We start from the raw sequence: 26,943 nt of genomic DNA, 5'->3' as shown, positions 1-26,943 counted from the left end.
GGAAAAGAATTGTGAGTGAAAAATTTAGTGAAAACATCCATGATGTCAATCTAACCAATGAAATGAAAGACTCCTTCATCGATTATGCAATGAGTGTTATTGTAGCTCGTGCATTACCTGATGTTCGAGATGGATTGAAACCAGTTCATCGTCGTATCTTGTACGGAATGAATGAATTAGGTGTGACACCTGATAAACCACATAAAAAATCAGCCAGAATTGTTGGGGATGTTATGGGTAAATACCATCCTCACGGTGATAGTGCTATTTATGAATCCATGGTTCGGATGGCTCAGCCATTTAGCTATCGCTATATGCTAGTTGACGGTCATGGAAACTTTGGTTCTGTAGACGGTGACGGAGCTGCCGCAATGCGTTACACGGAAGCCCGAATGAGTAAGATTGCTATGGAAATGCTAAGAGATATTAACAAAAATACAGTTGATTTCCAAAGTAACTATGATGATACGGAAAAGGAACCAGAAGTTCTTCCTGCTCGGTTTCCCAACCTTTTGGTCAATGGGACAACTGGTATTGCGGTAGGAATGGCAACAAACATTCCACCACATAATTTATCAGAAGTAGTGGCAGCAATTGATTTGTTGATAGAAAATCCAGAAGTTACAACAAATGAACTAATGGAAGTGTTACCTGGACCTGATTTTCCAACTGGTGGTCTAGTTATGGGGAAATCTGGAATACGTCGTGCATATGAAACAGGTAAAGGATCAATTACTGTTCGAGCAAAAGTTGAAATCACTGAAATGCCAAATGGCAAAGAACGAATTTTAGTTACAGAATTACCATACATGGTAAATAAAGCGAAACTAATTGAACGTATTTCTGAACTTCATCGGGACAAACGAATTGAAGGAATTACTGATTTACGAGATGAATCTTCTCGTGAAGGAATGCGTATTGTTATTGATATTCGCCGTGATGCTAGTGCTTCTGTTATTTTGAATAACTTATATAAAATGACTTCATTGCAGAACTCGTTTGGATTCAATATGTTAGCAATTGAAAAAGGTGTTCCAAAAGTTTTAAGTTTGAAAGAAATTCTTGTAAATTATGTTGAGCATCAGCGTGAAGTAATTACACGTCGTACAATTTTTGATAAAGAAAAAGCTGAAGCAAGAGCACACATTTTAGAAGGTTTACGAATTGCGTTAGATCATATTGATGAAATTATTGCTATTATTCGTGGATCAAAATCAGACGATATTGCAAAAGCAACAATGATTGAACGATTTGCTTTGTCAGATCGTCAAGCACAAGCCATTTTAGATATGCGTCTTCGTAGATTAACTGGTTTAGAACGTGAAAAAATTGAAAATGAATATCAAGAGTTACTAAAACTAATTGCAGATTTAACGGATATTTTAGCTAGACCAGAACGAATTACTGAAATCATCAAAACGGAACTTGCCGAGTTAAATCAACGTTTTGGCGATAAACGTCGTACAGAACTTTTAGTTGGTGAAGTTTTGAGCCTAGAAGATGAAGACTTAATCGAAGAAGAAGAAATCGTTATTACTTTGACAAATAATGGTTATATCAAACGTGTTGCTAATAACGAATTTAGAGCGCAAAGACGTGGTGGACGTGGTGTACAAGGTATGGGCGTCCACAATGATGACTTTGTAAAAAATCTAGTATCTTGTTCAACACATGATACATTACTATTCTTCACGAATAATGGAAAAGTATATCGTGCAAAAGGATATGAAATTCCAGAATATGGGAGAACTGCAAAAGGAATTCCTGTTATTAACTTACTTGGAATTGATTCTAGTGAAAAAATCCAAGCAATTATTGCTGTGACAGGGAAAGCAGAAGAAGGACATTATCTGTTCTTTACTACTCGCCTAGGAACTGTAAAACGGACAGCGGTGACAGCTTTTTCTAATATCAGAAGTAATGGTTTGATCGCCATCGGCTTAAAAGATGGTGATGAGTTAGTCAATGTCTTACTAACAAATGGCGAATCGAATATTATTATTGGGACACACAATGGGTACTCTGTTACATTCAAAGAAGAAGCTATCCGTGATATGGGTAGAACAGCTTCTGGTGTAAGGGGAATTCGTTTAAGAGAAGAAGACTATGTCATTGGTGCAGCTTTGATGACAGAAAATCATGAAGTTCTTGTAATTACAGAAAAAGGATATGGAAAACGCACAAAAGTATCCGAGTACCCTGTAAAAGGTCGTGGTGGTAAAGGAATTAAGACGGCTAATATTACTGAGAAGAATGGTCCTTTGGCAGGATTAACGACTGTTACTGGCGAAGAAGATATCATGTTGATTACAGATAAGGGCGTCATTATTCGTTTTAATGTATCAACTGTCTCTCAAACTGGTCGTTCAACATTAGGTGTTCGTTTAATGAAAATGGAAGCTGATACGAAAGTTGTAACGATGGCAGCAGTTGAACCTGAAGCGATTGAAGAAGTAGCAGAGGTAAATTCAGAAAATAATGTAGAAGAAACAACAGATGAATAAAAATTTTCTTTGAAAATAATTATAATAAGAGTACCTTAATTTTTAAGGTGCTTTTATTTTTTTGTTGCGCAAAGAGCGTATTACGTGTATAATCAAAGATTGTGAGTAGTCTAATTATATTAGAAAACTCTCCTTGCTCTTGGAATAACAAGAGCCTAAAGTCCATAGGGAGGTGAAATCAATGGAAAATACGAAATATGAAATCATGTATATTATTCGTCCAAACATTGATGAAGAAGCAAAAACTGCTTTAATCGAACGTTTCGATACAATCTTAAAAGATAACGGAGCTGAAGTTATCGAATCTAAAGATTGGGAAAAACGCCGTTTAGCTTATGAAATTAACGGTTACCGTGAAGGTATCTATCACATCGTTAAAGTGTCTTCTCCATCAAATGCAAGTGCAATCAATGAATTTGATCGTCTTGCTAAAATCAACGACGATATCGTTCGTCACATGATTGTTAAAGAAGAAGCTTAATTTGTTTCACATGGAACAAAAGAAAACGATGAGAGGAGATGGCTATTTTGATTAATAATGTTGTACTAGTTGGACGTCTGACTAAAGATCCGGATTTACGATATACATCAAACGGAACTGCAGTAGCAACGTTTACTCTGGCCGTAAATCGTAATTTTACAAACCAAAGTGGAAATCGAGAGGCTGACTTTATTAACTGCGTTATATGGCGTAAATCAGCAGAAACAATGGCTAACTATGCACGTAAAGGTACACTTTTAGGTGTCACCGGTCGTATTCAAACACGTTCTTATGACAATCAACAAGGACAAAAAGTTTATGTTACAGAAGTAGTAGCTGATAACTTCCAATTATTGGAATCTCGTTCTGCATCAGAGAATCGTCAACAAAGTGGCGGTTACCAAAGCTCAAACCAATCCACAAACACATTTGGTGGAAACAATAACTTTAATCAAACATCTCAATCATCCAACGGTATGCCTGATTTTGATCGTGATACAACTGATCCTTTTGGTTCAAGTTCAACGATTGACATTTCAGATGATGATTTACCATTCTAAACGAATTGATAGGAGGGAAATAGAATGGCACAACAAAGAAGAGGCGGACGTAAACGTCGTAAAGTAGACTACATTGCTGCTAATCATATTGAATATATCGATTATAAAGATATCGAATTACTAAAAAGATTTATCTCAGAACGCGGTAAAATTTTGCCACGTCGTGTAACTGGTACTGGCGCTAAAAACCAACGTAAACTTACTGTTGCAATTAAACGCGCTCGTATTATGGGCTTACTACCTTTCGTTAGTGAAGACTAATAAATTGTAAAATTTGAAGCAGCAACCTTTTAGGTTGTTGCTTCTTTTTTATATAAAAGAGAATTAGTCGTTTACTAAGCAATATAGATGTTAGTCGCTTGTAGTGATGAAAATATGGTAAAATTGAACTAATTATTAGTGGGAGGGAGAACATGGACAATGAAAATTTAAACTTTACCCCTAAACCATTCTTCTTTTTTTTATTTATTCTAATTGAAGTTTTGGTCATTCTAGTGTTTCCATTTCGATTAATTAGTGCATTAATTGTACTTATCATGAATGCGCTTTGGTTTCGTTATTGGTTGAAAATGAGTCGATGGTTAGTTCTAAGGAACCGAGAGAAAATTCAACAAGCATCAACTGTGGCAGAAACCAATCTCGCATATGTTTCAGAAATTATGCCTGTAGGAGTAATCGCTTACCAGCCAACAACACAAAAAATCGAATGGTTAAATCCCTTTGCTCTAGACATAAAAGATAAGAGTGCATTATCGGAAACTGAATTATTAGATGCTTTTTTCTCTGCAAAAGAAAAAAAGAAAAATCAATTGTATTTAGCAGATAAAACCTTTCAGTTTGATTTAGATACAATCAAAGGGGTTATTTATTTCAGTGACGTTACACAAAATCAATTATTAAAATTGCATCAAACAAATGTACAACCCGTGATCGGAATTTTGTCAATTGATAACTATGCAGATGCAATTGATAAATTAGATGATAAAGAAATTTCTTATCTAAATTCATTTATTACTACATTGATTTCTGATTGGATGGACGAATATCATATTTTTTATAAGAGAATAAACGCAGAGCGCTTTTTCTTTTTTGCACAAATGATTGATTTAAAAAAGATGATGGACAAGAAATTCGATTTGTTGGATCGATTGAGAGCTGAAGCGGAGAAACAAAATTTACCGATTACACTAAGCATGGGTGTTGCGTATGGGCAAAAAACGCTAGAAGAAATTGGCGATGAAGCGCAGAATAATTTAGATATTGCTTTAGTTCGCGGGGGCGACCAGGTTGTTGTAAAAGAAGTTCATGAGGGCTCAAAACCAACTTACTATGGTGGGAAATCAGCAAAAAATGTAAAAAGAACAAGAGTAAGATCCCGCGCAATGAGTACGGCATTACGGAAAATATTTACGGAAACAAATGATGTGTTTATTATGGGGCATCGTTTTCCAGATATGGATGCTTTAGGTTCTGCTTTCGGTGTTAGTTGTTTGGCGCGCTTTAATCAAAAAAAAGCATATGTTGTGATTAATGAAGACGAAATTATCCCAGATGTTTCTAGATGTTTAGAAGAAATTCATAAGCATCCAGAATTAGAAGCTCAAATAATTTCACCAGAGCAAGCGATGGAGATCAAACAGGACAATGATTTATTAGTTATGGTAGATTATCATAAACCGTCATTATCAATCTCACAGAGCTTATACGACCAATTTGATAAAATTGTTATTATTGATCATCATCGACGGGGAGAAGAATTTCCAAACAAACCATTATTAACTTATATTGAATCCTCCGCGTCATCAGCCTCAGAATTGGTCACAGAATTGATTCAATATCAAAGTACGAGAACCAATAAACTTGATCGTTTTGAAGCAACACTTTTGCTTGCTGGGATGACTGTAGACACGAATAGTTTTAATGTGAGAACTACAGCTCGAACATTTGATGTGGCAAGTTATTTGAGGTCTTGCGGAGCGGATGCGTCATTAGTACAATATTTATTAAGTTCTGATTTAGATACTTACTTAGAAATTAGTGATCTAATTGCTCACAGTGAGTATGTGACAGAAGATATTGTCGTAACAGCAGGAACGAATGAGAAAGAGTATAATAGTGTTATTGCCGCTAAAACAGCTGATACATTGCTGTCAATGATTGATATTAATGCTGCATTTGTTATTACTAAGCGAACGGATGGCTTGATTGGGATTAGTGCAAGAAGTAGTGGAACAATCAATGTCCAACTCATCATGGAATCTTTAGGTGGCGGTGGCCATTTTACTAATGCAGCAACACAATTGGAAAATACAACGGTTGAAGAAACAAAAGAGCAGTTATTAGCAGCAATTCATAACAATATAAATCAAATATATGATAAGGAGTAGACCAAATGAAAGTAATTTTCTTGCAAGATGTAAAAGGAAAAGGCAAAAAAGGGGACGTTAAAGAAGTTCCAACTGGATATGCACAAAACTATTTATTAAAAAATAATTTAGCTAAGGAAGCTAATAAAGGAAGCATCAGTCAATTAGCTGGACAGAAAAAAGCGCAAGAAAAGCATGAAGCAGAAATTTTAGCTGAAGCAAAAAAATTAAAAGATTTTCTTGAAAAAGAAGACACAGTGGTTGAAATCAAAGCAAAAGCTGGTGAAGACAGTCGTTTGTTTGGATCAATTCCATCAAAACAAATTGCAGAAGGATTGAACAAACAATACAAAGTAAAAATTGATAAACGAAAAATAGAATTGGAAACACCGATCAGAGCTTTAGGTTACACCAATGTACCAGTGAAGTTGCATCATGATGTAACTGCGACAATTAAGGTACATGTTGTACAAGAATAAGAAGTACAAAGCGGTTGTTTTGGGAACACTGTTTATTCGGAAAAAAAGGAGGTATGACAAGCCCTTGTCACACCTCCTTTCTTATGCGGTGTACATTTCAGTTATTTTCTTGTAAAATGAAGCAACCGAAGACAAGGAGCGATAAGTATGAGTGAAGTGTGGCAGGATCGAATCCCACCGCAAAATATTGAAGCGGAACAAGCAGTCTTAGGCTCTGTTTTTCTTGATGCAGAAACGATCATTGATGCCATGGAATACATAGAGCCAAAAGATTTTTATCGTCGTGGTCATCAAATAATTTTTGAAACAATGATTGAATTGAACGATCGGAATGAAGCGATAGATGTTGTAACTGTGAAGGATCGATTAGAGCAAGGAAATCTTTTAGAAGATGCTGGAGGATTGAGTTACCTTTCAGAACTTGCTTTAGCAGTACCTACAGCTGCAAATGTGGCTTATTATGCCAAAATTGTTGAAGAAAAATCTTTACTGCGAAATTTAATCCAAACAGCAACTGGGATTGTAACTAAGGGGTTTGAACAAGGAGAAGAAGTTCAGTCGATTTTAGATGACGCGGAACGAAGTATTTTAGAAGTATCTGAAAAAAGAAATCGTAGTGGTTTTTTATCAATCGCAGAAGTTTTGAACTCTACGATTGAAAATATAGATCAGCTTGCACAAAATAATGAAGAAATTACTGGTTTGCCGACAGGGTATCAAGGTTTAGATAAAATGACTGCAGGGTTCCAAGCGGAAGAATTAATTATTATTGCTGCTCGTCCTGCAGTAGGTAAAACAGCTTTTGCACTGAACATTGCTCAAAATGTGGGAACAAAAACCGATCGCTCTGTAGCAATTTTTAGTTTAGAAATGGGTGCAGAATCGTTAGTAAATCGTATGCTTTGTGCAGAAGGATCTATTGAAGCTAGTCACTTACGAACGGGTCAGTTATCAGAGGAAGAGTGGTCAAACTTAATTGTCGCTATGGGAAGTTTGTCACGAGCAAATATTTATATTGATGATACTCCTGGTATCAAAATTTCTGAAATTCGCGCGAAATGTAGAAAACTGGCACAAGAAAAAGGAAATTTAGGGTTAATTTTGATTGATTACCTACAATTGATTGAAGGAAGTGGACGAGAAAATCGCCAACAAGAAGTGTCTGATATTTCGCGTCAGTTAAAAAAATTGGCAAAAGAGCTAAAAGTACCCGTCATTGCCTTATCCCAACTTTCACGTGGTGTAGAACAGAGACAAGATAAACGTCCAGTTCTTAGTGATATCCGGGAATCTGGATCCATTGAGCAAGATGCCGATATCGTGGCGTTCTTATATCGTGATGATTATTATGATCGTGAAGGCGGCGAAGACGGAGAAGCGACAGAACCACAAAATGATAATGTAATCGAAGTAATCATTGAAAAAAACCGAAGCGGCGCACGTGGGACTGTTGAGTTACTATTTATAAAAGAATACAATAAGTTTTCTTCACTTTCACCAAGGGAAGAATTCTAAACGATTTTATTTGAGAAAAGTTTGATTTTATTGTGTAAACAGTAAAGCCAAGCTTTTTTTATTATAGAAATTTTTTAAGCAATTAGTAAATCGTTCGTAAATAAACCGTTTTTACAAAATAAAATAAAATATCATTCGATTTTGTTTGAATATATAGGCGTAAATTGGTACAATAGTTCAGGATCAAATAATATAAAATGAGGTGTTCGAATGTCATCTGTAGTAGTAGTAGGTACACAATGGGGCGATGAAGGGAAAGGAAAAATCACTGACTTCCTTAGTGAGAACGCAGAAGTAATCGCACGTTACCAAGGTGGCGATAATGCAGGACACACAATTAAATTTAGTGGTGTTACGTATAAACTGCATTTAATTCCTTCTGGGATTTTTTACAAAGATAAAATCAGTGTGATTGGGAATGGCGTTGTTGTTAATCCTAAATCTTTAGTAAAAGAGCTTGCCTATCTACACGAAAAAGATATTACGACGGACAATTTAAGAATTTCTGACCGTGCGCATGTCATCTTGCCATACCACATTAAATTAGATCAATTGCAAGAAGATGCGAAAGGCGAGAATAAAATTGGAACAACGATCAAAGGGATCGGACCTGCATACATGGATAAAGCAGCACGTGTTGGGATTCGAATTGCAGATTTATTAGATAAAGAAATTTTTGAAGAACGTTTACGTATGAATTTAGAAGACAAAAATCGTCAATTTGTTAAGATGTTTGATTCTGAGCCAATTTCATTCGAAGAAATTTTTGAAGAATATTATGAGTATGGTCAACAAATCAAACAATATGTGACAGATACTTCAGTCATTTTAAATGATGCATTAGATGCTGGGAAGCGCGTGTTATTCGAAGGTGCACAAGGTGTTATGTTGGATATTGATCAAGGAACATATCCATTTGTTACTTCATCTAATCCAGTTGCTGGGGGCGTAACAATTGGTAGTGGCGTTGGCCCATCAAAAATCAATAAAGTGGTTGGTGTATGTAAAGCTTATACTTCACGTGTAGGTGATGGTCCTTTCCCAACTGAATTATTTGATGAAACTGGTGAACAAATTCGTAAAATCGGTCGGGAATATGGTACAACAACTGGTCGACCACGTCGTGTTGGATGGTTTGATACAGTTGTTATGCGTCATTCAAAACGTGTATCAGGGATTACGAACCTCTCACTTAACTCTATTGATGTTTTAAGTGGCTTGGACACAGTAAAAATCTGTACAGCTTACGAATTAGACGGAGAATTAATTTATCATTACCCAGCTAGCTTGAAAGAATTAAAACGTTGCAAACCTGTATATGAAGAATTACCAGGTTGGTCTGAAGATATTACTAGTTGTAAAACATTAGCAGAATTACCAGAAAATGCTCGTAATTATGTGAGACGTATCTCAGAGCTTGTAGGCGTGCGTATTTCTACTTTCTCAGTTGGACCAGACAGAAACCAAACAAACATCTTAGAAAGCGTATGGGCGCAAATTTAAGACGTTTTTAGCCCATGTAGATAACTGAATCAGGACATTTCTTTTAGAAGTGAGTTATCTTGGGAAAACTTTTTTGATATAAAACAACTGAAACTTGAAGTAACTTTGAATTTATTCATGTTGCTTCAAGTTTTTTCGTAAATAATAGCCATAAATTCCTTTTGATTACAAGACGTTTGTTATAATGTAGTAGTTAGGCGGGTTAAGAATAAAAAAGGAGTTGAATCATGTGTATCAAATAGTGACTGATTCTTGTTGTGATTTACCTTATCAGGTATTAAAAGAAATAAATGTCGACTTTTTATCAATGAAAATTCAGCTAAATGGCGAAGAATTAATTGACGACTTAGGAAAAACTTTTGATTATGAAAAATATATGAATGAATTAAAAGGCGAAGCAATGCCAACCACTTCTCAAATAAATGTAGGTGGTTATTTCGAATTTTTCCGATCATATGTTGAAAAAAAGATTCCTGTCCTTTATGTTGCTTTTTCTAGCTCAATGAGTGGCTCTTATAGTAGTGCAATGCAAGCTGTTGAGTTATTGAAAGAAGAGTACGAAAATCCAGAAATTTATGTTTTCGATACAAAGGCGGCTAGTATTGGTGAAGGACTGTTGGTTTTAGCTGCAGCTAGATTAAAAGAAGAAGGAAAGTCACTTGAAGAAGTTTTAGAGTGGTTGAAGAATAATTATTTAAAAGTTCATTCTTGGGTAACTGTCGATGATTTAAAACATCTCGAGCGTGGGGGAAGAATTTCTAAGACAAGTGCGACATTAGGAAGCATTCTAAGTGTAAAGCCTATCATTACTGTTGATGAAGAAGGACGTTTAACAAACGTTGACAAAGTTCGTGGAAGAAATAAATCCATTCAAAAAATTGTTGATGAAACGATCCAATCAATCGTAGCGCCTCTTGAACAAACCATTTATATTGCGTATGCAGGAGACTTAGAAAGCGCTGAAAAAGCTAAGAAACAATTAGAAGAAAAAATTCAAGTAAAAAATATTGTGCTTTACCCATTAGGACCAACAATTGCTAGCCATACTGGTTATGGTTGTATTGCTATCTTTTCAATGGGAACGAGTCGTTAAACCATAATAAAAAAGCGTAGGGGCTGTTAATTGTCCCTACGCTTTTTGTGTTGGTTTTATGAAAATAATACATCCATATTTTTTTTGACATCAGGATTTTCTAAAAACTCATCATAAGTTGTATCTGCTCGATCAATTACACCTTTATCAGAAACAGCAATGATGCGGTTTGCTAGTGTTTGGATGAATTGGTGGTCATGAGAAGCAAATAGGATAGAACCAGTGAAAGCCATCAATCCGTCATTTAGAGCAGTAATTGACTCTAAATCTAAATGATTTGTTGGATCATCGAGCACTAAGACGTTTGCTTTTGAAAGCATCATTTTTGAAAGCATACAACGAACTTTTTCTCCACCAGATAAAACGTTAACTGGTTTTAAGACTTCTTCTCCAGAAAAAAGCATTCGTCCTAAGAAGCTTCTCAAGAAGGTATTGTCGTCTTCTTCTTTACTTGCATATTGACGTAACCAGTCAAGAATCGTTAAGTCAGTATTAAATTCTTTTGTAGTATCTTTTGCTAAATAAGAATGACTGGTTGTAACACCCCAGCGAACAGTACCAGTATCAGGTTTGATTTCACCCATGATTACTTTAAACAATGTAGTAGTTGTAATATCATTATCTGCTACAAAAGCAACTTTGTCTTCTTTGTTCAAAGTAAATGATATATCTTTTAAGATTTGCTTACCATCAATGGTTACACTCACATTATCTACTTGTAAAAGATCATTTCCAATTTCACGTTCAGGTTTAAATCCAACAAATGGATAACGTCTTGAAGACGGTTGAATGTCATCTAAAGTAATTTTTTCTAGCATTTTTTTACGTGAAGTTGCTTGTTTTGATTTTGAAGCATTTGCACTGAAACGCGCAATAAAATCTTGTAGCTCTTTGATTTGTTCTTCTTTTTTGGCATTTGCATTTGCTTGAAGTTTTGTTGCAAGTTGGCTAGATTCCAACCAAAAATCATAGTTTCCGACATAAAGTTTGATTTTACCGAAGTCTAGATCTGCCATGTGCGTACAAACTTTGTTCAAGAAGTGGCGGTCATGGGATACTACGATTACAGTATTTTCAAACTCAATTAAAAATTCTTCTAACCAATTGATTGATTGAATATCCAGTCCGTTGGTAGGTTCGTCCAGCAGTAATACATCAGGTTTACCAAAAAGTGTTTGCGCTAGTAAAACTTTTACTTTTTGACCAGCAGTTAATTCACTCATTAATTGATGATGTAATTCTTCAGGGATATTTAGTCCTTGTAATAAAACTGCTGCTTCTGGTTCAGCTTCCCAACCATTTAGCTCAGCAAACTCACCTTCTAATTCTGCAGCACGAATGCCGTCAGCATCAGAAAAGTCTTCCTTCATATATAAAGCATCTTTTTCTTTCATTACTTCATATAATCGTTTGTGTCCCATAATAACAGTTTCTAAAACAGTATATTCTTCATAATCAAAATGATTTTGTTTCAAAACGGCCATACGTTCATCAGGACCTAAAGCAACATTCCCAGTTGAAGGTTGTAACTCTCCAGATAAAACTTTAAGGAAAGTTGATTTACCTGCTCCATTTGCACCAATCAATCCATAACAATTTCCCGGAGTGAATTTAATATTAACGTCATCAAACAGTTTGCGATCTGAAAAGTGCAAACTTACATCATTTACAGTAATCAATTTTTTTCCTCACTTATATCTATAGTAGTTTTGACGAATTTGAGTCTTATAGAATTATAAAGGGGAAAGGTAAAAGTTTCAAGGTAATACCAATTTTAATTGTGTTTCACGTGGAACGTAAAAATTTTGAAAAAAATTTTTTAGCAAGATAGACAGCATAACTTTTGACGCATGTTGAAAGTGCGTCTAGTATTAGTTATGTAAATAAAAGAAAGAAGGTATGAAAATGAATGAAAATAGAAGAGCGGTTGATTGGGGATCCTTGCTATTAGGCATTTTATTTGTGATTGTATCGCTATTATCATTTCAAGATCCTGTCGGAAATCTAGTGGCAATTGTTATGGTATTTGCAGTATTTGCTTTTTTAAAGGGAATTTTTGAAATTATTGGTCGTAATCGTTTGAAAGAATTAACCGGTTATAAAGCAAAAATGCCTTTAGTAGTTGGAATTATTGATATTTTAATTGGACTCTTTTTGCTGTTTAACGTAAATGCAGGTGTGATGGCCTTGCCTTTTGTATTTGCTGTTTGGTTTATTATTGATTCGGTGTTTGCTTTATTTGTTACTGATTTGGCAAAAAATATCAGTACAGGATATTATTGGTTTACGGTTATTATCAATATTTTAGGAATCTTTTTAGGGATTGTGTTACTATTTAATCCAATTTCTTCAGCATTAACATTGAGTTTCTTAGTTGGTTTTTACTTTATGATGTTTGGAATCACTCATATTGTTTATGCATTTAGATAAAAAACAAAAAAATAGCGTATGCTTTTTGAGCATACGCTATTTTTTATAGACTTTCGTAAATTTCATGAAGGACTGGCATATCATGTACTTCGTATTTTTGTTTAAAACTTTCAATTTCTTCAGCTGAATAAAGACGAGGATCCAGATGTAAATCCTCAACTGGTAGTGGACGCTTATCTGAAATTTTGACATCGATGACTACTGGGCGAGTTGATTTTGCCGCAGCATCAAATGCAGGACGCAATTGTGAAAATTCAGTGATCGTGAAACCATCAGCACCCAACGCTTCTCCTACTTTGCCGAAATCAGCCCCTTCCAAAAAGACACCAAATTTGTTTTGCTCAGAATCTTCTTGCTCAGCTTCGATAAAACCAAAGGATTCATTTGAAAAAACAATATTGATAATAGGTAATTGATATTTTACTTGAGTAATAATATCTTGCATAACCATTGCAAATCCACCATCACCACTGAGTGTAAAAACTTGTTGTTCAGGATAACTTAATTTTGCAGCAATCCCGGCCGGAACAGCGTAACCCATCGTGGCAAACCAACCAGATGTTGTATGTTTTTGCTGACCATTTAAATCTAATAGACGAATAGATTGGATTGTTGTATTACCGACATCTGTTACAAAAATAGCTGATTCTTTTGCAATACGATTGATTTCACTATACACAGCTTCGGGACGAATTGGTTTATCTGCTTGTGTTGCAAATGATTGAAGCCAGTTGACCCAAGTTTCTTTATTTTTTTGGTTCGCAAGTAACCAGTTATCTGAAGGCCGTGCTTCGCCAAGCTCAACCAGAGTTTGCAATGTTGTGATAGCATCACCTAAAATAGCTAACGAAGTTTGGTGTCGACGACCAAATTTTGACGCATCAATATCTACTTGAACAAATTTAGCATCAGGATTAAAGAAGTATTTGGCAAAAGGAAAATCACTTCCTACGAAGAAAATCAAATCAGCTTCAGCCAATGCTTCGTTTGCAGGCTTGGTAGCGACACGCCCAGCAAAACCAAGGAAATTAGGATAGTTATCTGGAACGATTCCCTTTCCTAAAACAGAAGAAACAACAGGCATTGAAAAATGTTCTGAGAAAGCCTTGATCTGTTCAAACCCTCCACGAGTACCTTGTCCAATATAGAGCACAGGCTTCTTTGCTTCACTGATGTATGGTAAAGCTTTGATTACATCCTCTTTTTTTGGTAGCAAAACATTATTCTGATGGGTAGAGGCCGTACTGAATTCTTGATCTTCAATATCTGCATAACCAAAATCAACTGGGATAGTTACTATAGCAACACCATTGTATTTATAAGCCGCTTTGATCGCTTCATCAGTTACATGAGGGAGACTTTCTGGTGTCATTACTGTTCTATTGTAGACGCTAACATCAGCAAACATAGGATTTTCATTTAATTCTTGGAAAGCATTATAATTCATTGCAGTTGAAGCGACTTGACCAAGAAATGCAACTACTGGTACATGATCCATTTGTGCATCATACAGCCCATTGATTAAGTGTGTTGCTCCAGGACCAGCTGAGCCAAATACAGCGCCAATTTTACCAGTTAATTTCGCATCTGCCGCGGCTGCAAGTGCTCCTACTTCTTCGTGACGAACTTGAATATATTTAATAGAGTGCTTTTCTTGATATAAAGCATCCATGATGGAATTAAAAGAACCACCAGGGATACCATAAATATGATCAATGCCCCAACTTTCTAAAACTTTGACCATAGCTACGCCTGAATTAATTGTTGACATATGATGTATCACTCCTTTTATTTTGTTAGACTCAGTATAACTCTTTCTTTATTTTGCCCCAACTAATTCGTTTTTTCACATAATAAGTTGTGATAGGTGTCGAAAAAATACTTTTTTTAGTATGATGAATAAGTAAACGAGAAAGGAGAAATCAATGGTTACTTGGTTATTAGGATTAGATCCATGGTTGCAAGCATTAGTTGGAACAGGATTCACTTATTTTATGACAGCGCTAGGCGCAGCACTTGTATTTTTCTTTAAAGAAATCAAGAAAGAGTTATTGAATTTGATGCTAGGATTTGCTTCGGGAATAATGATTGCTGCCAGTTTTTGGTCATTGTTAGATCCAGCAATCTCAAAAGCAGAAGAAAATGGTGACATTGCCTGGTTGGTTGTAAGCATAGGATTTGGTTTAGGAGGTGTCTTTCTTTACATAGCAGATAAGACGTTGCCTCATATGCATTTTGGTCCAAAGCATGAAGTAGAGGGATTCCAAACACATTTGAAACGAACGATTTTATTGGTTTTTTCGATTACACTACACAATATACCAGAGGGACTGGCAGTAGGTGTAGCATTTGGAGCAGCCGCGAATGCTAGTGATCCTAAGGCAGCAACGTTGGCAGCTATTTCAGTAGCTTTAGGAATAGGCATTCAAAATTTCCCTGAAGGTGCAGCAGTATCGATTCCATTGAGACAAGAAGGGTTAAGTCGAAGAAAAGCGTTTTGGTATGGGCAAGCTTCGGGTGTGGTCGAACCAATTGCAGGAGTGTTAGGTGCATTGCTGGTAACGAGAGTTTCGCTATTATTGCCTTATGCACTAGCTTTTGCCGCGGGTGCAATGATTTACGTTGTTGTAGAAGAATTAATTCCAGAGGCGCAACAAACGTTGTCAAGTCGTCGACACTTTGCGGTATTTGGTGTCATGCTCGGTTTTATGATTATGATGATTTTAGATGTAGCATTAGGATGAAGCGGACTTGATTAAGCATTTGTTCAAAGCAAAAACCAGAGAAAAACTTCTCTGGTTTTTTACTTTTGGAATAAAAATCATCAAAAATTGAAGCAACTCTAGTAGTAGTTAGAAAATAATTTTTGAGATCTCCTCTTTTTTCGTGCAATAATTAGTAGTATCGTCTATTGTTACCGGACGTTCCTGTAATCAATCGAACTAGCCAAATAGCAATAGCCAATGGGATGAGCAGTTTGATTGCAAACCACAAGAATCCGCTTAGTAAACCAACAAAAAGACTGATGACAGAGCTAGCGATGATTAGAAAAAGAATTAACAAGAATACTTTTCCGATTATATTTTTTTGTCCCATGAACTATTCCCTCATTTCATATGTTTTTTCTATATAAAAAGTTTAACAAATTTTTACTTTTTTCACGTCCAACTAAAGACTGATTATTTCATCAGACTTCAGATGATTATCCTTTGCTTTTTTTGAATGTTTCCATATAAAATAAGCGAAAGGAGAGAAAATTATGACAAAGAATCGTTTAGAAGCATTTACAGATGCAGTTATTGCAATTATTATGACCATTTTAGTTTTAGAATTACATCAGCCAGGTTCAGATACTTGGTCGGCATTGATTGGACTTGAACATAAAATTTTGATTTATGTTATCAGTTTCTTTACACTGGTTATTTATTGGAATAACCACCATCATTTATTTTTAGTGGTCAAAAAAATCAATGGACAAGTATTATGGCGAAATAGTATTTTTATTTTTTCTTTATCGCTATTCCCATTTGCAACTGCTTGGATCAGTGAATACATCAATAGTCTCGTGCCTGAACTTGTGTATGGGCTAGTGACTTTGTTTGCTAATGTGACCTATTATTTTCTAGCAAGAGAACTCGCTAAAGTAAATAAAAAAGAAAGTGTTGTGAAAGAATTACTGGTTGACTACCGGAAATCTTATCTGTCCATCGGACTGAATATTTTAGGATTATTATTAGGATGGTTAGTTGCACCTATAGCAGTTTTAGTTGTAAATGTATTGATTTTATTGATGTGGTTCATTCCAATAAAAAGAGTAGAACAGTATTTTAGATGAAAAGAAAGGTGTAGGACAAACTGTCTTGCACCTTTCTTTTGTGGATTAAATATAAGCATAAAGTTTTCCACAGTGGATAACTTGAAAAAAACATCAAAATAAGGAGGAAGACTACGTTATTTGTAAATAAGGGAATAACACATTTCTACCACATCAAGCAAGAGATAAAAGACAAACAAGTTAAGAATAAATCTATTTCAATATACCGTTAGGGGGTATTTTCAGTTATGAGTAGAGGTTAGAATGGATAGGTAAAAGAAATGTTATGTTGTTGAAGGAAAAGGGAACGGTTTTCTTATCCTGAGATAGATAGGTTACAATAATACAATAAATAAAAAGGAAAAAAATAATGAATAATTTACGTAAATTACGACTAGAACACCAATTAACTATTCGAGAGTTAGCTGATATTTTAGCTTGTGACTTCTCTTTGTATTCAAAATATGAACGTGAAGAGCGGAGCATACCAATTAAATTGCTGGTCATACTATCAGACTTTTATGAAACGAATAGCGATTTTCTACTAGGACGGACAGATTATCCTAAAAAACTCCCATTGTCTAAAGAACCATCTGAATATGATCGTACATAGAATTATTGATATAAATAAAGCTAATTGAAATTTGATATATCAAATTTCAATTAAAGACTAGATGAAAAGAAAATCAAAAATAGATAGAACAAAATGATAGTTTGATTTTTTTCTCCCAACAAATAGCGGAGAATTTTTAGGCAGATAAAAATATGGAATCTACTAACCGTGTAATATGCGAGGTGTTTACTAAATGTGTTGTTACTTGAATGTTTAGCGTAGAAATGCTTTATAGTGGAAGTAAGCAACAATTCAACTGTTCGTTGAGTCAACAAAGAGCGAGTTCAACAAAGAGTTCATTGCCAAACGATTCTTCAAGGAGGTACAGTGATGGTAGAAATAGGAAAGAAAATAAAAGAATTAAGACAATCAAAAAAAATGACGCAAAAAGAATTAGCAGAAGTCCTGAATGTCACACCTCAAGCAGTATCTAAGTGGGAGCGAAACGCGAGTAATCCGGATCTTCAAACACTTTTAACACTTAGCCGCTATTTTGATGTTTCCGTGGATGAAATTTTAGGTAATATTAAGCAGACATTTTTTGATTCTCTTTTTTCAAAAATGAAAAGGGGTAAGCAGATGAAAAATTCTCAAAATACGAATGTAGAGCAAGTTTCAACTGATACAAAAGTCCTGATATTTGATTTGAGTGGGAGTTTCATGAGTGATAAAGGCTTGTTACAAACACAAATTTTAAATAGTAAATTACAGTCACTGATGAATAAAAACGAAAAAAAAATCATAGTAGACACATATGAATCTAGTCAATTAAACAAGTACGGAGAACAAGCAGATATTATTCTATTGACGCCTTCATTTAGTTTTGCACGAAAAGAAATTGAAAAACAATTCCCTACAGTTCCTGTGATTGAAATATCAAAGAGGGACTATGGCTTGCTGGACATTGAAAATATTTATCAAGAAATCATCAATGTAATACAGTAAAAAACAAGAAATAACTAAGTAAAGGAAAAGGGCAGCTTTTGAGTAAACGACTCAAGGCTGTCCTTTTTGTGAATGGTTCGATCAGAGACGCAATACAATAAATAATAAATTGACGAAAAGATAAACAACAAGTAGCGTTCTGCTTAACATCGTTTCTCTCTTTTTTTGATTTTTAACTGGTAGTAGGTTCCTAGTGTAATCAGGCAAATAAGGAACATTAGATAGTTTGTTAGTAACATAAAATTACAACTTTTTGATTGGACTTTGAGTAGTTTTCTTTAAGCTAGCAGTTGGAAACTCATCAGTAATAGTCATTCGGATTCCTCCTTTAGTAGAGCCAACGCTAATCCATTTTTTCATTTAAACGGCTCTCTTTCTTTAACAATAAATTTTATACTGATAATTAGGCCCAATTAGCTACCAAATTTGGTGGCTTTCTTTCTCTATTGTTAACTAAAAAAGCGTTTATTTCATCCGTAAAAAATGTCTCTTTTTTTCTCTATTTACGTATGTCGTGTATTGGAGCATGATAAAATAAGACGTATTAAATGATTCTATGGGAGGGGTGGAAAGCTTAACTGCTAAAGAAAGGAAAATCTTACAATTGATTGCGGACGCCAAAACGCAAAAAAAAGTCGCTATTCAGTTGTACATGAGCCAGAGGACAATATCTACGCACATGCAACATATCTTAAACAAATTGTGTGTCCATTCCACTGTATCAGCAGTTATTAAAGCGCTTGAGCTGGGTGTCGTTGAAATTAATTCAGAAAAAGCTTACGATCATTATTTTACATAAACCATCAAGTGTCTGAAGCTGTTGTTAATTGTTTTTTGAGGAACCAGATTGGACTAATAAATCTGCTATACTAGTAGATGAAAACGCAAACAAGTTGTTGCTATAACTCAAAAAGGACTGATTTTATGAAGAAAGTTTTTTCTCGCGTATTTATTAAAGACACCGCTGGGGATTTCTTGGTGATTAGGGACAGAGCAGATGTTTGGAATTTTCCAGGTGGGAAAAAAGAAATCGGCGAAACCACAATGGAGTGTGCCATACGTGAAGTGTATGAGGAAACTGCGTTACGAATTTCTCAAGTGGAAGAAGTTTATCAAGCGGATTTCCTTTTTGAAGAGGTGGAATGGGAAGGACATTTCTATTTTGCTCATCAAGTTTCGGGGCGTCCAACATTAAATGAACCTAATAAAATTAAAGGTATACAATTTATTTCTGACCTAAGTTCTGTTGAATTTTCTCCTAGTTTGGCTTCGTTATTTCAATGGCTTTCTAGACAAGATGATTTAAAGACATCACAGACAACTTGGTGCTAAAAAATACGCAGTTATTTTTATATTTAACTTTTTAAGTGTGTCATCTTCCTGACTAGATAGTCGGGTTTTTTTATTTTATGGTAAATAAGTCACTCTGTTTTTATCTTAGAAAGAAAGATGGTACGCTTGTTTTATTCGATAGAAGGCAAGGGGGAGCGACATGTTTTTAGCAATAAATGAAATCAGGTATTCTAAGTTAAGATATGCTTTGGTAATTGGTGTTATGTTTTTGATCGCCTATTTAGTATTTTTTTTAACAGGATTAGCCTATGGATTAGCTCAAGACAATCGGACAGCGGTAGATAAGTGGCAAGCAGACGATACATTATTAGCAGATGAAGCGAATAATAATTTAAATATGTCGATGATTCCATTAACGCAATTTGATGAGGTAAAGGCGGAAGAGAAGGCCTACTTAACACAGACGGCGGGTGTGATACAGAAAGAAAAAGGAAAAGAAAAAATTGATGTCACTTTTTTTGGCATTAATCAAGATCAATTTATAGCTCCGAAAATCAGTGATGGGAAAATGTTCCATTCCGATGATGAAACAGTAGCGGATAGTAGTGTAAAAGAGCAGTATGGCTTGAATTTAGGTGAGACAGTTCAGCTTGCGGGTAGCGATAAAAAATTAAAAATCGTAGGCTTCACGAAAGATGCGAAATTTAGCGTCGCTCCAGTTTTGTATACCACAGTAGGTGCTTATCAAGAAATTCGTTTTGAAACACAGGGTAGTCAAACTAGTAAAAAAACGAGAGTCAATGCGATTGTTACTAGAGGAAACGTGAGTAAAATTCCTGATGATCTAAAAAAAATTAGTATTCAAACGTTTATAAATGATTTGCCTGGCTATAGCGCACAAGTCTTAACATTTGGTTTTATGATTGGCTTTTTGATTGTGATTGCTGCAATTGTGATTGGGATATTTATTTATGTTTTGACTATGCAAAAGGCAGAGATCTTTGGTGTTATGAAAGCGCAGGGGATTTCTAGTCGATACATTGCCAATTCAGTAATTGTTCAGACTTTTTTACTCGCGGTTATTGGAGTGGCAACAGGATTAGCGGGAACGCTAGGGACAAGTTTACTGTTACCTGAAGCTGTGCCATTTCAAGTAAATCTTCTGTTCTTTTTAAGTATTAGTATCTTGATGATTGTGATAGCTGTTTTAGGTGCCTTGTTCTCTGTCAGGACAATTGTAAAAATTGATCCATTAAAAGCTATCGGATAGGAGAAGACAATGAAAGCAATTGAATTCAAACAAGTAAAAAAATCATTTAAAGATGGTGATTCCGTTATTGAAGCTTTAAAGGAAACTGATTTTTCAGTTAAAAAGGGAGAATTTGTAGCAATTATTGGCCCTTCTGGTTCTGGCAAAAGTACACTTTTAACGATTGCTGGAGGGTTACAGTCGCCTTCTGCTGGACAAGTATTGATTAACGATCGTCCATTTAGTGAAGAAAAAGAAAAACAGCGTGCAGCTTTGCGCTTTAAGGAAATTGGCTTTATCTTGCAGGCATCTAATTTGGTTCCTTTTCTAACTGTAAAAAAACAATTAAAGTTGGTCGATAAAGTTAGTAAAGAAAATCGAATAGATAACGGGATTAAGCTGCTAGAACAGTTAGGTGTAGGTAAATTGCTTGATAAATACCCTGAAGAATTATCAGGGGGAGAACGTCAACGTGTAGCAATTGCACGTGCATTGTACCATGATCCAACAATTATTCTGGCAGATGAACCAACAGCAAGTCTTGACTCAGAGAAAGCTTATGAAGTAGTAAAAATATTAGCTGAAGAAACCAAAGAAAAACAAAAAGCAACGATTATGGTGACTCATGATACCCGTTTGATTGAACATTGTGACCGCGTGTTGGTGATGAAAGATGGTCAGCTAACAGAACAGAAAGAGTAATCAATTACAAAAAGTGATCATTATTTTGTTTTAAACATAGAAAGCACCTAGGAGTTATTTTTCCTAGGTGCTTTCTATTTGAATTAATAAGGAAGATATTCCGAGTGATTTTCAGCAAGATAACTTACATATACCTAAAGTAGGGAAGGCTACTTAGGTAGTTGTTATTATTTTACAAAATTTCTCGCATAAAGAATAATCTCGCCTGTTCAATTTTTTAACGCCAACCTAAATCAGGAGCGACATCTTTTACAATGGATTCAAGCAAGTGAACATTGTATTCAACTCCTAAAGTATTCGGAATAGTTACAAGAACGGTATCTGCTTCTTTGATTGCTTCGTCTTCCGCTAATTCTTTTACGATTTGATCGGGTTCGCCAGCAAAGGTTCTACCGAAAATTGTTGGATTTTGATGATAAGCTAAGAAACCAACTTGATCATATTTGGAATCATCATTTCCTCCGAATAAGCGACGATCTAAATCATTTGTAATTGGTTGAATGGAACGGGTAACAAGTGTTCTTGGTTCAAAATCATGACCCGCTTCTTTCCAAGCTTCCTTGTAGGCACGTAATTGTTTTGTTTGTTGGACATGGAAAGGCTCATTTGATTCGTTATTAACAAGTGTTGAGGATTGAAGATTCATCCCGTGTTTAGCTGCCCAAATAGCTGTTTCTTGTGAGCCTGCTCCCCACCAAATACGTTTTTCTAAACCTTCTGAATAAGGTTCAAGGCGCAATTTTCCTGGTGCTTGTGGGAACATTGGCATTGGGTTTGGTTCAGCAAAACGTTCACCCTTCAATAATTCTAAAAATTCAAGTGTTCGTTCGCGTGTAACTTCTTTGATCTCGTCTTCGCTGTAATCATAACCAAAGTATTTCCAACCATCGAGAACTTGTTCAGGTGAACCACGACCGACGCCTAATTGCACTCGCCCTTGAGTAATGATATCTGTTAATCCAGCATTTTCTGCCATGTAGTAAGGATTTTCGTAACGCATGTCGATTAATCCTGTTCCAATCTCAATCTTACTTGTTTGTGCACCAATCGCAGAAAGTAGTGGAAATGGTGAGCCGATTTGTGGGGCAAAATGATGGACGCGGAACCAAGCACCATCAACGCCGAGTTTTTCTGCTTCAACAGCTAGCTCAATTGATTGTAGATAAGCATCTTGAGCAGTTTTTACTAACGAACCTTGATCCATCCAATGGCCGAAACTTAAAAAGCCAATGTTTTTCATAATTGAAATCCTCCTTAATCCTGAATAATTTTACTTACTTTTAATAAGTTGAATTTATTCTACTACTTTTTGTTTGAAAACGCGAATAATTGTTCCGGTGGTGAAGTGAGCTAAAAATAGTTGGCTTTTTGACAAAAGTAAGAACTACCCAATTTTATATAAGGCTTTGTTTATTATCTATACTCGGCTGATCATAAAGGGGTTACATTCGTAATACAATTTAAAATCATTTATATTTATAGTAACGAAAATTACTTGAATCAGATATTTCTGCCATGTTTGCAAGTATCAGTCATGCTTAAAAAGTGTGAACGTTATCTATCCATTTCAACAAACGTGTGGTGATGGTTCATAAACGAACGAAAGACTTATATTGATGGACAAGGATATCGTAATTATCAAAAAAGAATAGAAGAATATAGACCAAAAATAGAAGGAATACTAACTTTATTGTAGGAGGTGGAAAGGTGATAGGAATTCTTTACTTTATTGTCATTGTTTTAGCCAATGCCGTTGGGGCAATTTCTGGAATGGGCGGTGGCGTGATCATCAAACCTGTTTTTGATTTCATTGGAGTACATGACGTGGCGGCTATTTCTTTTTATTCCGCTACAGCAGTATTTACGATGTCTGTTGTGTCTACTGCGCGTCAATTGGCGAGTGGCCGAAAATTTGATTGGCAAATTGTCAGTTGGGTATCAACTGGGGCAGTATTAGGAGGGATTTTAGGAAACAGTGCATTTGAAGCTTGCTTAAATTGGTTTGGAAGTAATGATGTCGTGCAATTGATTCAAATCATATTGACTGTGTTTACTTTGATTTTTGCTTTTGTTTATACAAAATATGATTGGAAAAATTTTCAACTCACACACGTTGGTTGGTATTTTATTTGTGGCGTAATCTTAGGATTTTTAGCTAGTTTATTAGGGATTGGCGGTGGCCCAATCAATGTTTCGTTACTTATGTTGTTGTTCTCACTACCCATTAAAGACGCAACTGTTTATTCTATTTGTACCATTTTCTTTTCACAATTTGCGAAATTATTTACGATAGCTTTTACCACAGGATTTAATCGCTATGATTTAACGATGTTGTGGTTCGTAATCCCAGCTGCAATGATTGGTGGCTTATTAGGAGCAAAATTCAGTAATATTTTATCACCTAAGAGAGTTACGGCTGTCTTTCAAGGAGTGATTCTCCTTGTACTATTCATTAATCTTTACAATGCGTATCAATTATTATAATAGGAAGATGCGGAAGATTACTTTAGACAATTGAGAAGTTATAACATAAGCCTGGCACCACTATCGTCAAGAACGCTATAAGTTCTACAAAAAAAGAAACCGTGAGTTCCTTTAGTATCAAAGGATTCACGGTTTCCTTTTTTTCTTTCCACTCAATAGCTTATTGGGTTTTTGAACAGTAGAGCTAGCGTGATTAGATTTAAACTGTGACCAAAAGTGTGATTATATATCACGTGATTCAAGTAGTTTATATCGGTGTACTGTGATATGAATTTTTAGTGATGAACAATTATTTTTCAAAAATTTTAATTGAAAATTGCAGTAATAACTTTTTTAATTGTTATTTTTGAGCATATACAGAATGAAAAAATTTTTTTAGTTCCATTGCTTTATCGTTGTTATCTAAAAGATAGAAAATATTAATTAATCCCTCTATCTTGTTAATGTCGATGGTCGCTACGTTTTCTTCGCAAATCGGTGATAATGTGCTAAATATTTTATAGTAAATTTGTTCATATACATTTTTAGATTTTACTGCAAGTCTCTTTAAAGGAGCTAGAAAAATAGAAAGTAAATCTAAGTTTTTTCTTTCAAAGCTTAAATAGCAACCATTTATTAAAAATGATGTATAAAGAGATGGATAAAAATTATTTTTGTAAAATAGTTTCATTTTTTTTTCACTATTTTTAAACAGCAATTTTATTGTGTCAGTTGGAAAGATAAACATTAAATTATTAAAAGTCGTCAATTCAAAATAGCCCCAGGTTTCAATTCTAAATAGCCGGTCCCTAATGTATCTAATCTCTTTTTCAAATACTTCCAAATTTAATACATCCTTTTCTTTAGCTAGTAGCATATTAAATTGGATAAGTAAAATAAAATAGTACTCATCATTTGTTTGTTTAAACAGAGAAAGTAGTTGATTTCTAAATTCTTCTATTTTTTTGGGGGTAGAATTCTTATAAAGAATTTCTACAAAATTTTTGGCTGTAGCTTCTTTCAAAGTAATCTTGTTGTTTTGCAGATAAAACATAAATTCTGGTAATTTTATATTCATTCTGTCTAAGTATCTAAGCAATATTTCAGAAGAAAGAAGTGTGTGTCGGGTCTCGAATGAACTTAAAGTTGTTCTAGAAGAAATTTGTTTTGTTAAATTTGCTTGAGATATTTTACGTTCAACTCTTAACTTTTTTAACAGGTCAGCTTAATCCATAGATACCTCCTAAAACAGACGCATTTTTGATCATTTTAACACATGAATAAGAATTAATAATAAACTAATTTTGAAAAAATGAAAAAGGAGGAAATAATTATGAATCCATATACATGGGAAATTGAGCCACCACAAAAAATTGAGAAGTAAAAAGTAGAAAGAAATCGGAGGGAAACATGATGAGAAATTTCAACCTAGAAAAAATTATAAAAATAATGTTGCTAAGTATGTTGTTAACATTAGTATCCCCTGCAGTGACTAATATTGTATATGCTGAAACAGATAGTCAACCTAAAGAGACTGAAGTAAACAACCCTGAAAATGTAAATAAATCTTTTGAGAAAATGCAATCGATTGCGTCTCAATCACAAGAAATTACTAGTCCAACAGTTATTGAGACGATGAAAAATAACACATTAAATTCTATCAAAGAAAAAAACTAATTCTTAATGGACAAAATATTAATTTACTTTGGAATGACTCAAAATTTTTATCTATAGATGAAGAAGAGACAAATTATAAGTCCATCTCTGTACCAATAGAAGGGAAAGAATACAGTTACTTTAGTAATTTAACAGTAGTATTTGATAAAAATGAAAATGTAGTAACTTATTCAGAAAGTTTAATCACACAAAATCAAGTAAATAAGTTTGTTATTGATACTTACATTGAAGGTAAAAAAGTTAGCACTCAAAATACGGATATAGATTATATAAGTAATTCTAAATTAAAAGAAGGCTTGTTCAGTCTTAAACAAAGTGTGAAAGAAAGTAAAAATGTAAATACTAGAGGTATCGGAGCAATCGCAGGAATAAACGGAACAATAGCATATTTGATTGCAGGAACTTGCATAGCAGCATGTCCAGCTGTTGCACCGATTTGTGCAGCTTGTATAGCAGGTGTTTGTACAATAGGTGCTGCAGATATTGGTGGGGTCATTGCTTGTTTTAAATTATAATGAGGGAGAGTGGTTAAATTGTGATAGGAAAGAAGAGAAAGATTATTTTCTTATTGTTTGTTATTATTTTAATGAGTGGTGAAACATATTTTTACGCTAATCAAAAAGAAAAAAATTTCAATCCCTTGAATAGTATAAATAGTAATCAAATTCAAAAGCTAATTGATAATACCGATACTGGATACATTTATATTGGTAGACCTACATGTGAAGAATGTCAGGAATTTCTCCCCAAATTAAGATCTGTTTTAATAAAAAAAAGACAAAAAGTATTTTATTATAACACTGATAATGCCCGTAAGGAAAATCAAGACAAACTTGTAAAAGAATTAAATAATTTAAACGTAAAGATAGTACCAACAATTCTTTATATGAAAAAAGGAAAGATAGACGAGAAATTAGAAGGCTCTACTAATAAAAGTGAAATTGAAAAGTTTTTAGCTTACGAATAAAACTGTTGGTTAGAGAAGGTGTAGACTCTGGAAAAAAAATCTAAATTAATATTTTTTGTTGGAATTTGTAATTTTATATTGGCCATCTATTGGTTAATCTCGAATTTCAATGAAATGCATCCACAAGATATTTTTATAATTGGTTGGCTTATCGTAAATTTTATTTTCCTACTTAGTAGTACTATAAAAAAATAGTTCGAGAAAAGGGGTAAAAATAAAAAATAGTTGAATACTGTAACCACAATAAAAGAAAACCGCTAGAAAACCTATAATTTAGGCAGTTCTAGCG

At 34.5% G+C, this 26,943-nt stretch carries 26 protein-coding genes; 21 read left to right on the top strand and 5 right to left on the bottom strand.

Translation table 11 applies throughout. The features are described 5' to 3' along the window. Window positions 1-11 precede the first annotated feature (11 nt). From gyrA to JZO71_RS07880, 9 genes are all read left to right on the top strand, one after another. A complete protein-coding gene (gene gyrA, locus JZO71_RS07920; RefSeq protein ID WP_206898962.1) occupies window positions 12-2,504 on the top strand; it encodes a DNA gyrase subunit A in 2,493 nt (830 codons plus the stop codon). Window positions 2,505-2,685: 181 nt separating this feature from the next. Then, window positions 2,686-2,985 carry a 30S ribosomal protein S6 gene (gene rpsF, locus JZO71_RS07915; protein ID WP_067483652.1) on the top strand — a complete coding sequence of 100 codons (300 nt, stop codon included), beginning with the start codon at window positions 2,686-2,688 and terminating at the stop codon, window positions 2,983-2,985. Between the two features lie 47 nt (window positions 2,986-3,032). After that, window positions 3,033-3,545, top strand: a complete 513-nt coding sequence (ssb, locus tag JZO71_RS07910; protein ID WP_206898961.1) for a single-stranded DNA-binding protein — start codon at window positions 3,033-3,035, stop codon at window positions 3,543-3,545. Between the two features lie 24 nt (window positions 3,546-3,569). Further along, window positions 3,570-3,806 (top strand): 30S ribosomal protein S18, encoded by a 237-nt coding sequence (gene rpsR, locus JZO71_RS07905; protein ID WP_016623165.1) that lies wholly within the window; start codon window positions 3,570-3,572, stop codon window positions 3,804-3,806. Between the two features lie 152 nt (window positions 3,807-3,958). Continuing rightward, complete coding sequence (locus JZO71_RS07900) at window positions 3,959-5,932, top strand: DHH family phosphoesterase (RefSeq protein WP_206898960.1); 1,974 nt, start codon at window positions 3,959-3,961, stop codon at window positions 5,930-5,932. 5 nt (window positions 5,933-5,937) lie between these two features. Next, window positions 5,938-6,390 carry a 50S ribosomal protein L9 gene (rplI, locus tag JZO71_RS07895; RefSeq protein WP_067483646.1) on the top strand — a complete coding sequence of 151 codons (453 nt, stop codon included), beginning with the start codon at window positions 5,938-5,940 and terminating at the stop codon, window positions 6,388-6,390. Window positions 6,391-6,537: 147 nt separating this feature from the next. Then, a complete protein-coding gene (gene dnaB / locus JZO71_RS07890) occupies window positions 6,538-7,905 on the top strand; it encodes a replicative DNA helicase (protein WP_206898959.1) in 1,368 nt (455 codons plus the stop codon). Between the two features lie 210 nt (window positions 7,906-8,115). After that, the gene (locus JZO71_RS07885; protein ID WP_206898958.1) at window positions 8,116-9,408 is read left to right on the top strand and encodes an adenylosuccinate synthase; all 1,293 of its coding nucleotides are present in this window, start codon (window positions 8,116-8,118) and stop codon (window positions 9,406-9,408) included. 229 nt (window positions 9,409-9,637) lie between these two features. Then, complete coding sequence (locus JZO71_RS07880) at window positions 9,638-10,501, top strand: DegV family protein (protein ID WP_206898957.1); 864 nt, start codon at window positions 9,638-9,640, stop codon at window positions 10,499-10,501. A 56-nt stretch (window positions 10,502-10,557) separates the two neighbouring features. Here the strand turns inward: JZO71_RS07880 and JZO71_RS07875 are convergent, their stop codons facing one another. Further along, window positions 10,558-12,180 carry an ABC-F family ATP-binding cassette domain-containing protein gene (locus JZO71_RS07875; protein WP_206898956.1) on the bottom strand — a complete coding sequence of 541 codons (1,623 nt, stop codon included), beginning with the start codon at window positions 12,178-12,180 and terminating at the stop codon, window positions 10,558-10,560. 226 nt (window positions 12,181-12,406) lie between these two features. On the opposite strand from JZO71_RS07875, the gene JZO71_RS07870 reads away from it, so the two are divergent. Further along, on the top strand, window positions 12,407-12,931 hold the full coding sequence (locus JZO71_RS07870) for an HdeD family acid-resistance protein (RefSeq protein ID WP_206898955.1): 525 nt from the start codon (window positions 12,407-12,409) through the stop codon (window positions 12,929-12,931). 43 nt (window positions 12,932-12,974) lie between these two features. On the opposite strand, the gene spxB is transcribed toward JZO71_RS07870, so the two are convergent. Beyond that, window positions 12,975-14,702 (bottom strand): pyruvate oxidase, encoded by a 1,728-nt coding sequence (gene spxB / locus JZO71_RS07865; RefSeq protein WP_206898954.1) that lies wholly within the window; start codon window positions 14,700-14,702, stop codon window positions 12,975-12,977. 154 nt (window positions 14,703-14,856) lie between these two features. On the opposite strand from spxB, the gene JZO71_RS07860 reads away from it, so the two are divergent. The 8 genes from JZO71_RS07860 to JZO71_RS07825 all read left to right on the top strand — a co-directional run bounded on the left by JZO71_RS07860 (window position 14,857) and on the right by JZO71_RS07825 (window position 21,547). Beyond that, window positions 14,857-15,675 carry a ZIP family metal transporter gene (locus JZO71_RS07860; RefSeq protein ID WP_206898953.1) on the top strand — a complete coding sequence of 273 codons (819 nt, stop codon included), beginning with the start codon at window positions 14,857-14,859 and terminating at the stop codon, window positions 15,673-15,675. Between the two features lie 515 nt (window positions 15,676-16,190). Beyond that, on the top strand, window positions 16,191-16,766 hold the full coding sequence (locus JZO71_RS07855; RefSeq protein ID WP_206898952.1) for a TMEM175 family protein: 576 nt from the start codon (window positions 16,191-16,193) through the stop codon (window positions 16,764-16,766). A gap of 349 nt (window positions 16,767-17,115) precedes the next feature. After that, window positions 17,116-17,358 carry a helix-turn-helix domain-containing protein gene (locus tag JZO71_RS07850; RefSeq protein WP_206898951.1) on the top strand — a complete coding sequence of 81 codons (243 nt, stop codon included), beginning with the start codon at window positions 17,116-17,118 and terminating at the stop codon, window positions 17,356-17,358. 330 nt (window positions 17,359-17,688) lie between these two features. Then, window positions 17,689-18,303 carry a helix-turn-helix domain-containing protein gene (locus tag JZO71_RS07845; protein ID WP_206898950.1) on the top strand — a complete coding sequence of 205 codons (615 nt, stop codon included), beginning with the start codon at window positions 17,689-17,691 and terminating at the stop codon, window positions 18,301-18,303. Between the two features lie 565 nt (window positions 18,304-18,868). Further along, a complete protein-coding gene (locus JZO71_RS07840) occupies window positions 18,869-19,102 on the top strand; it encodes a LuxR C-terminal-related transcriptional regulator (RefSeq protein WP_206898949.1) in 234 nt (77 codons plus the stop codon). 125 nt (window positions 19,103-19,227) lie between these two features. Continuing rightward, window positions 19,228-19,635, top strand: coding sequence for an NUDIX hydrolase (locus JZO71_RS07835; RefSeq protein ID WP_206898948.1), 408 nt, complete (start codon window positions 19,228-19,230; stop codon window positions 19,633-19,635). 160 nt (window positions 19,636-19,795) lie between these two features. After that, window positions 19,796-20,866: an ABC transporter permease gene (locus JZO71_RS07830; protein ID WP_206898947.1), complete on the top strand. Its 1,071-nt coding sequence runs from the start codon at window positions 19,796-19,798 to the stop codon at window positions 20,864-20,866. A 9-nt stretch (window positions 20,867-20,875) separates the two neighbouring features. Next, a complete protein-coding gene (locus JZO71_RS07825; protein WP_206898946.1) occupies window positions 20,876-21,547 on the top strand; it encodes an ABC transporter ATP-binding protein in 672 nt (223 codons plus the stop codon). A 217-nt stretch (window positions 21,548-21,764) separates the two neighbouring features. Here the strand turns inward: JZO71_RS07825 and JZO71_RS07820 are convergent, their stop codons facing one another. Then, a complete protein-coding gene (locus JZO71_RS07820; protein WP_206898945.1) occupies window positions 21,765-22,787 on the bottom strand; it encodes an LLM class flavin-dependent oxidoreductase in 1,023 nt (340 codons plus the stop codon). 467 nt (window positions 22,788-23,254) lie between these two features. Between JZO71_RS07820 and JZO71_RS07815 the strand changes: the two genes are divergently transcribed. After that, a complete protein-coding gene (locus JZO71_RS07815) occupies window positions 23,255-24,031 on the top strand; it encodes a TSUP family transporter (protein WP_206898944.1) in 777 nt (258 codons plus the stop codon). A 340-nt stretch (window positions 24,032-24,371) separates the two neighbouring features. Here the strand turns inward: JZO71_RS07815 and JZO71_RS07810 are convergent, their stop codons facing one another. Beyond that, complete coding sequence (locus JZO71_RS07810) at window positions 24,372-25,088, bottom strand: Rgg family transcriptional regulator (RefSeq protein WP_206898943.1); 717 nt, start codon at window positions 25,086-25,088, stop codon at window positions 24,372-24,374. A 335-nt stretch (window positions 25,089-25,423) separates the two neighbouring features. Here JZO71_RS07810 and JZO71_RS07805 point away from each other — a divergent pair, with 335 nt between their 5' ends. Next, window positions 25,424-25,687: a hypothetical protein gene (locus tag JZO71_RS07805; protein WP_206898942.1), complete on the top strand. Its 264-nt coding sequence runs from the start codon at window positions 25,424-25,426 to the stop codon at window positions 25,685-25,687. Between the two features lie 265 nt (window positions 25,688-25,952). On the opposite strand, the gene JZO71_RS07800 is transcribed toward JZO71_RS07805, so the two are convergent. After that, the gene (locus JZO71_RS07800; protein ID WP_206898941.1) at window positions 25,953-26,183 is read right to left on the bottom strand and encodes a hypothetical protein; all 231 of its coding nucleotides are present in this window, start codon (window positions 26,181-26,183) and stop codon (window positions 25,953-25,955) included. Between the two features lie 39 nt (window positions 26,184-26,222). Between JZO71_RS07800 and JZO71_RS07795 the strand changes: the two genes are divergently transcribed. After that, complete coding sequence (locus tag JZO71_RS07795; protein ID WP_206898940.1) at window positions 26,223-26,654, top strand: DUF6568 family protein; 432 nt, start codon at window positions 26,223-26,225, stop codon at window positions 26,652-26,654. The last annotated feature ends 289 nt before the right edge of the window (window positions 26,655-26,943 follow it).

This window comes from Candidatus Enterococcus courvalinii (assembly GCF_017315945.1).
GTDB lineage: Bacteria > Bacillota > Bacilli > Lactobacillales > Enterococcaceae > Enterococcus_B > Enterococcus_B courvalinii.
The sequence above is the reverse complement of the archived record's forward strand: the minus strand, read 5'-3'. Positions and strand labels throughout refer to the sequence as shown.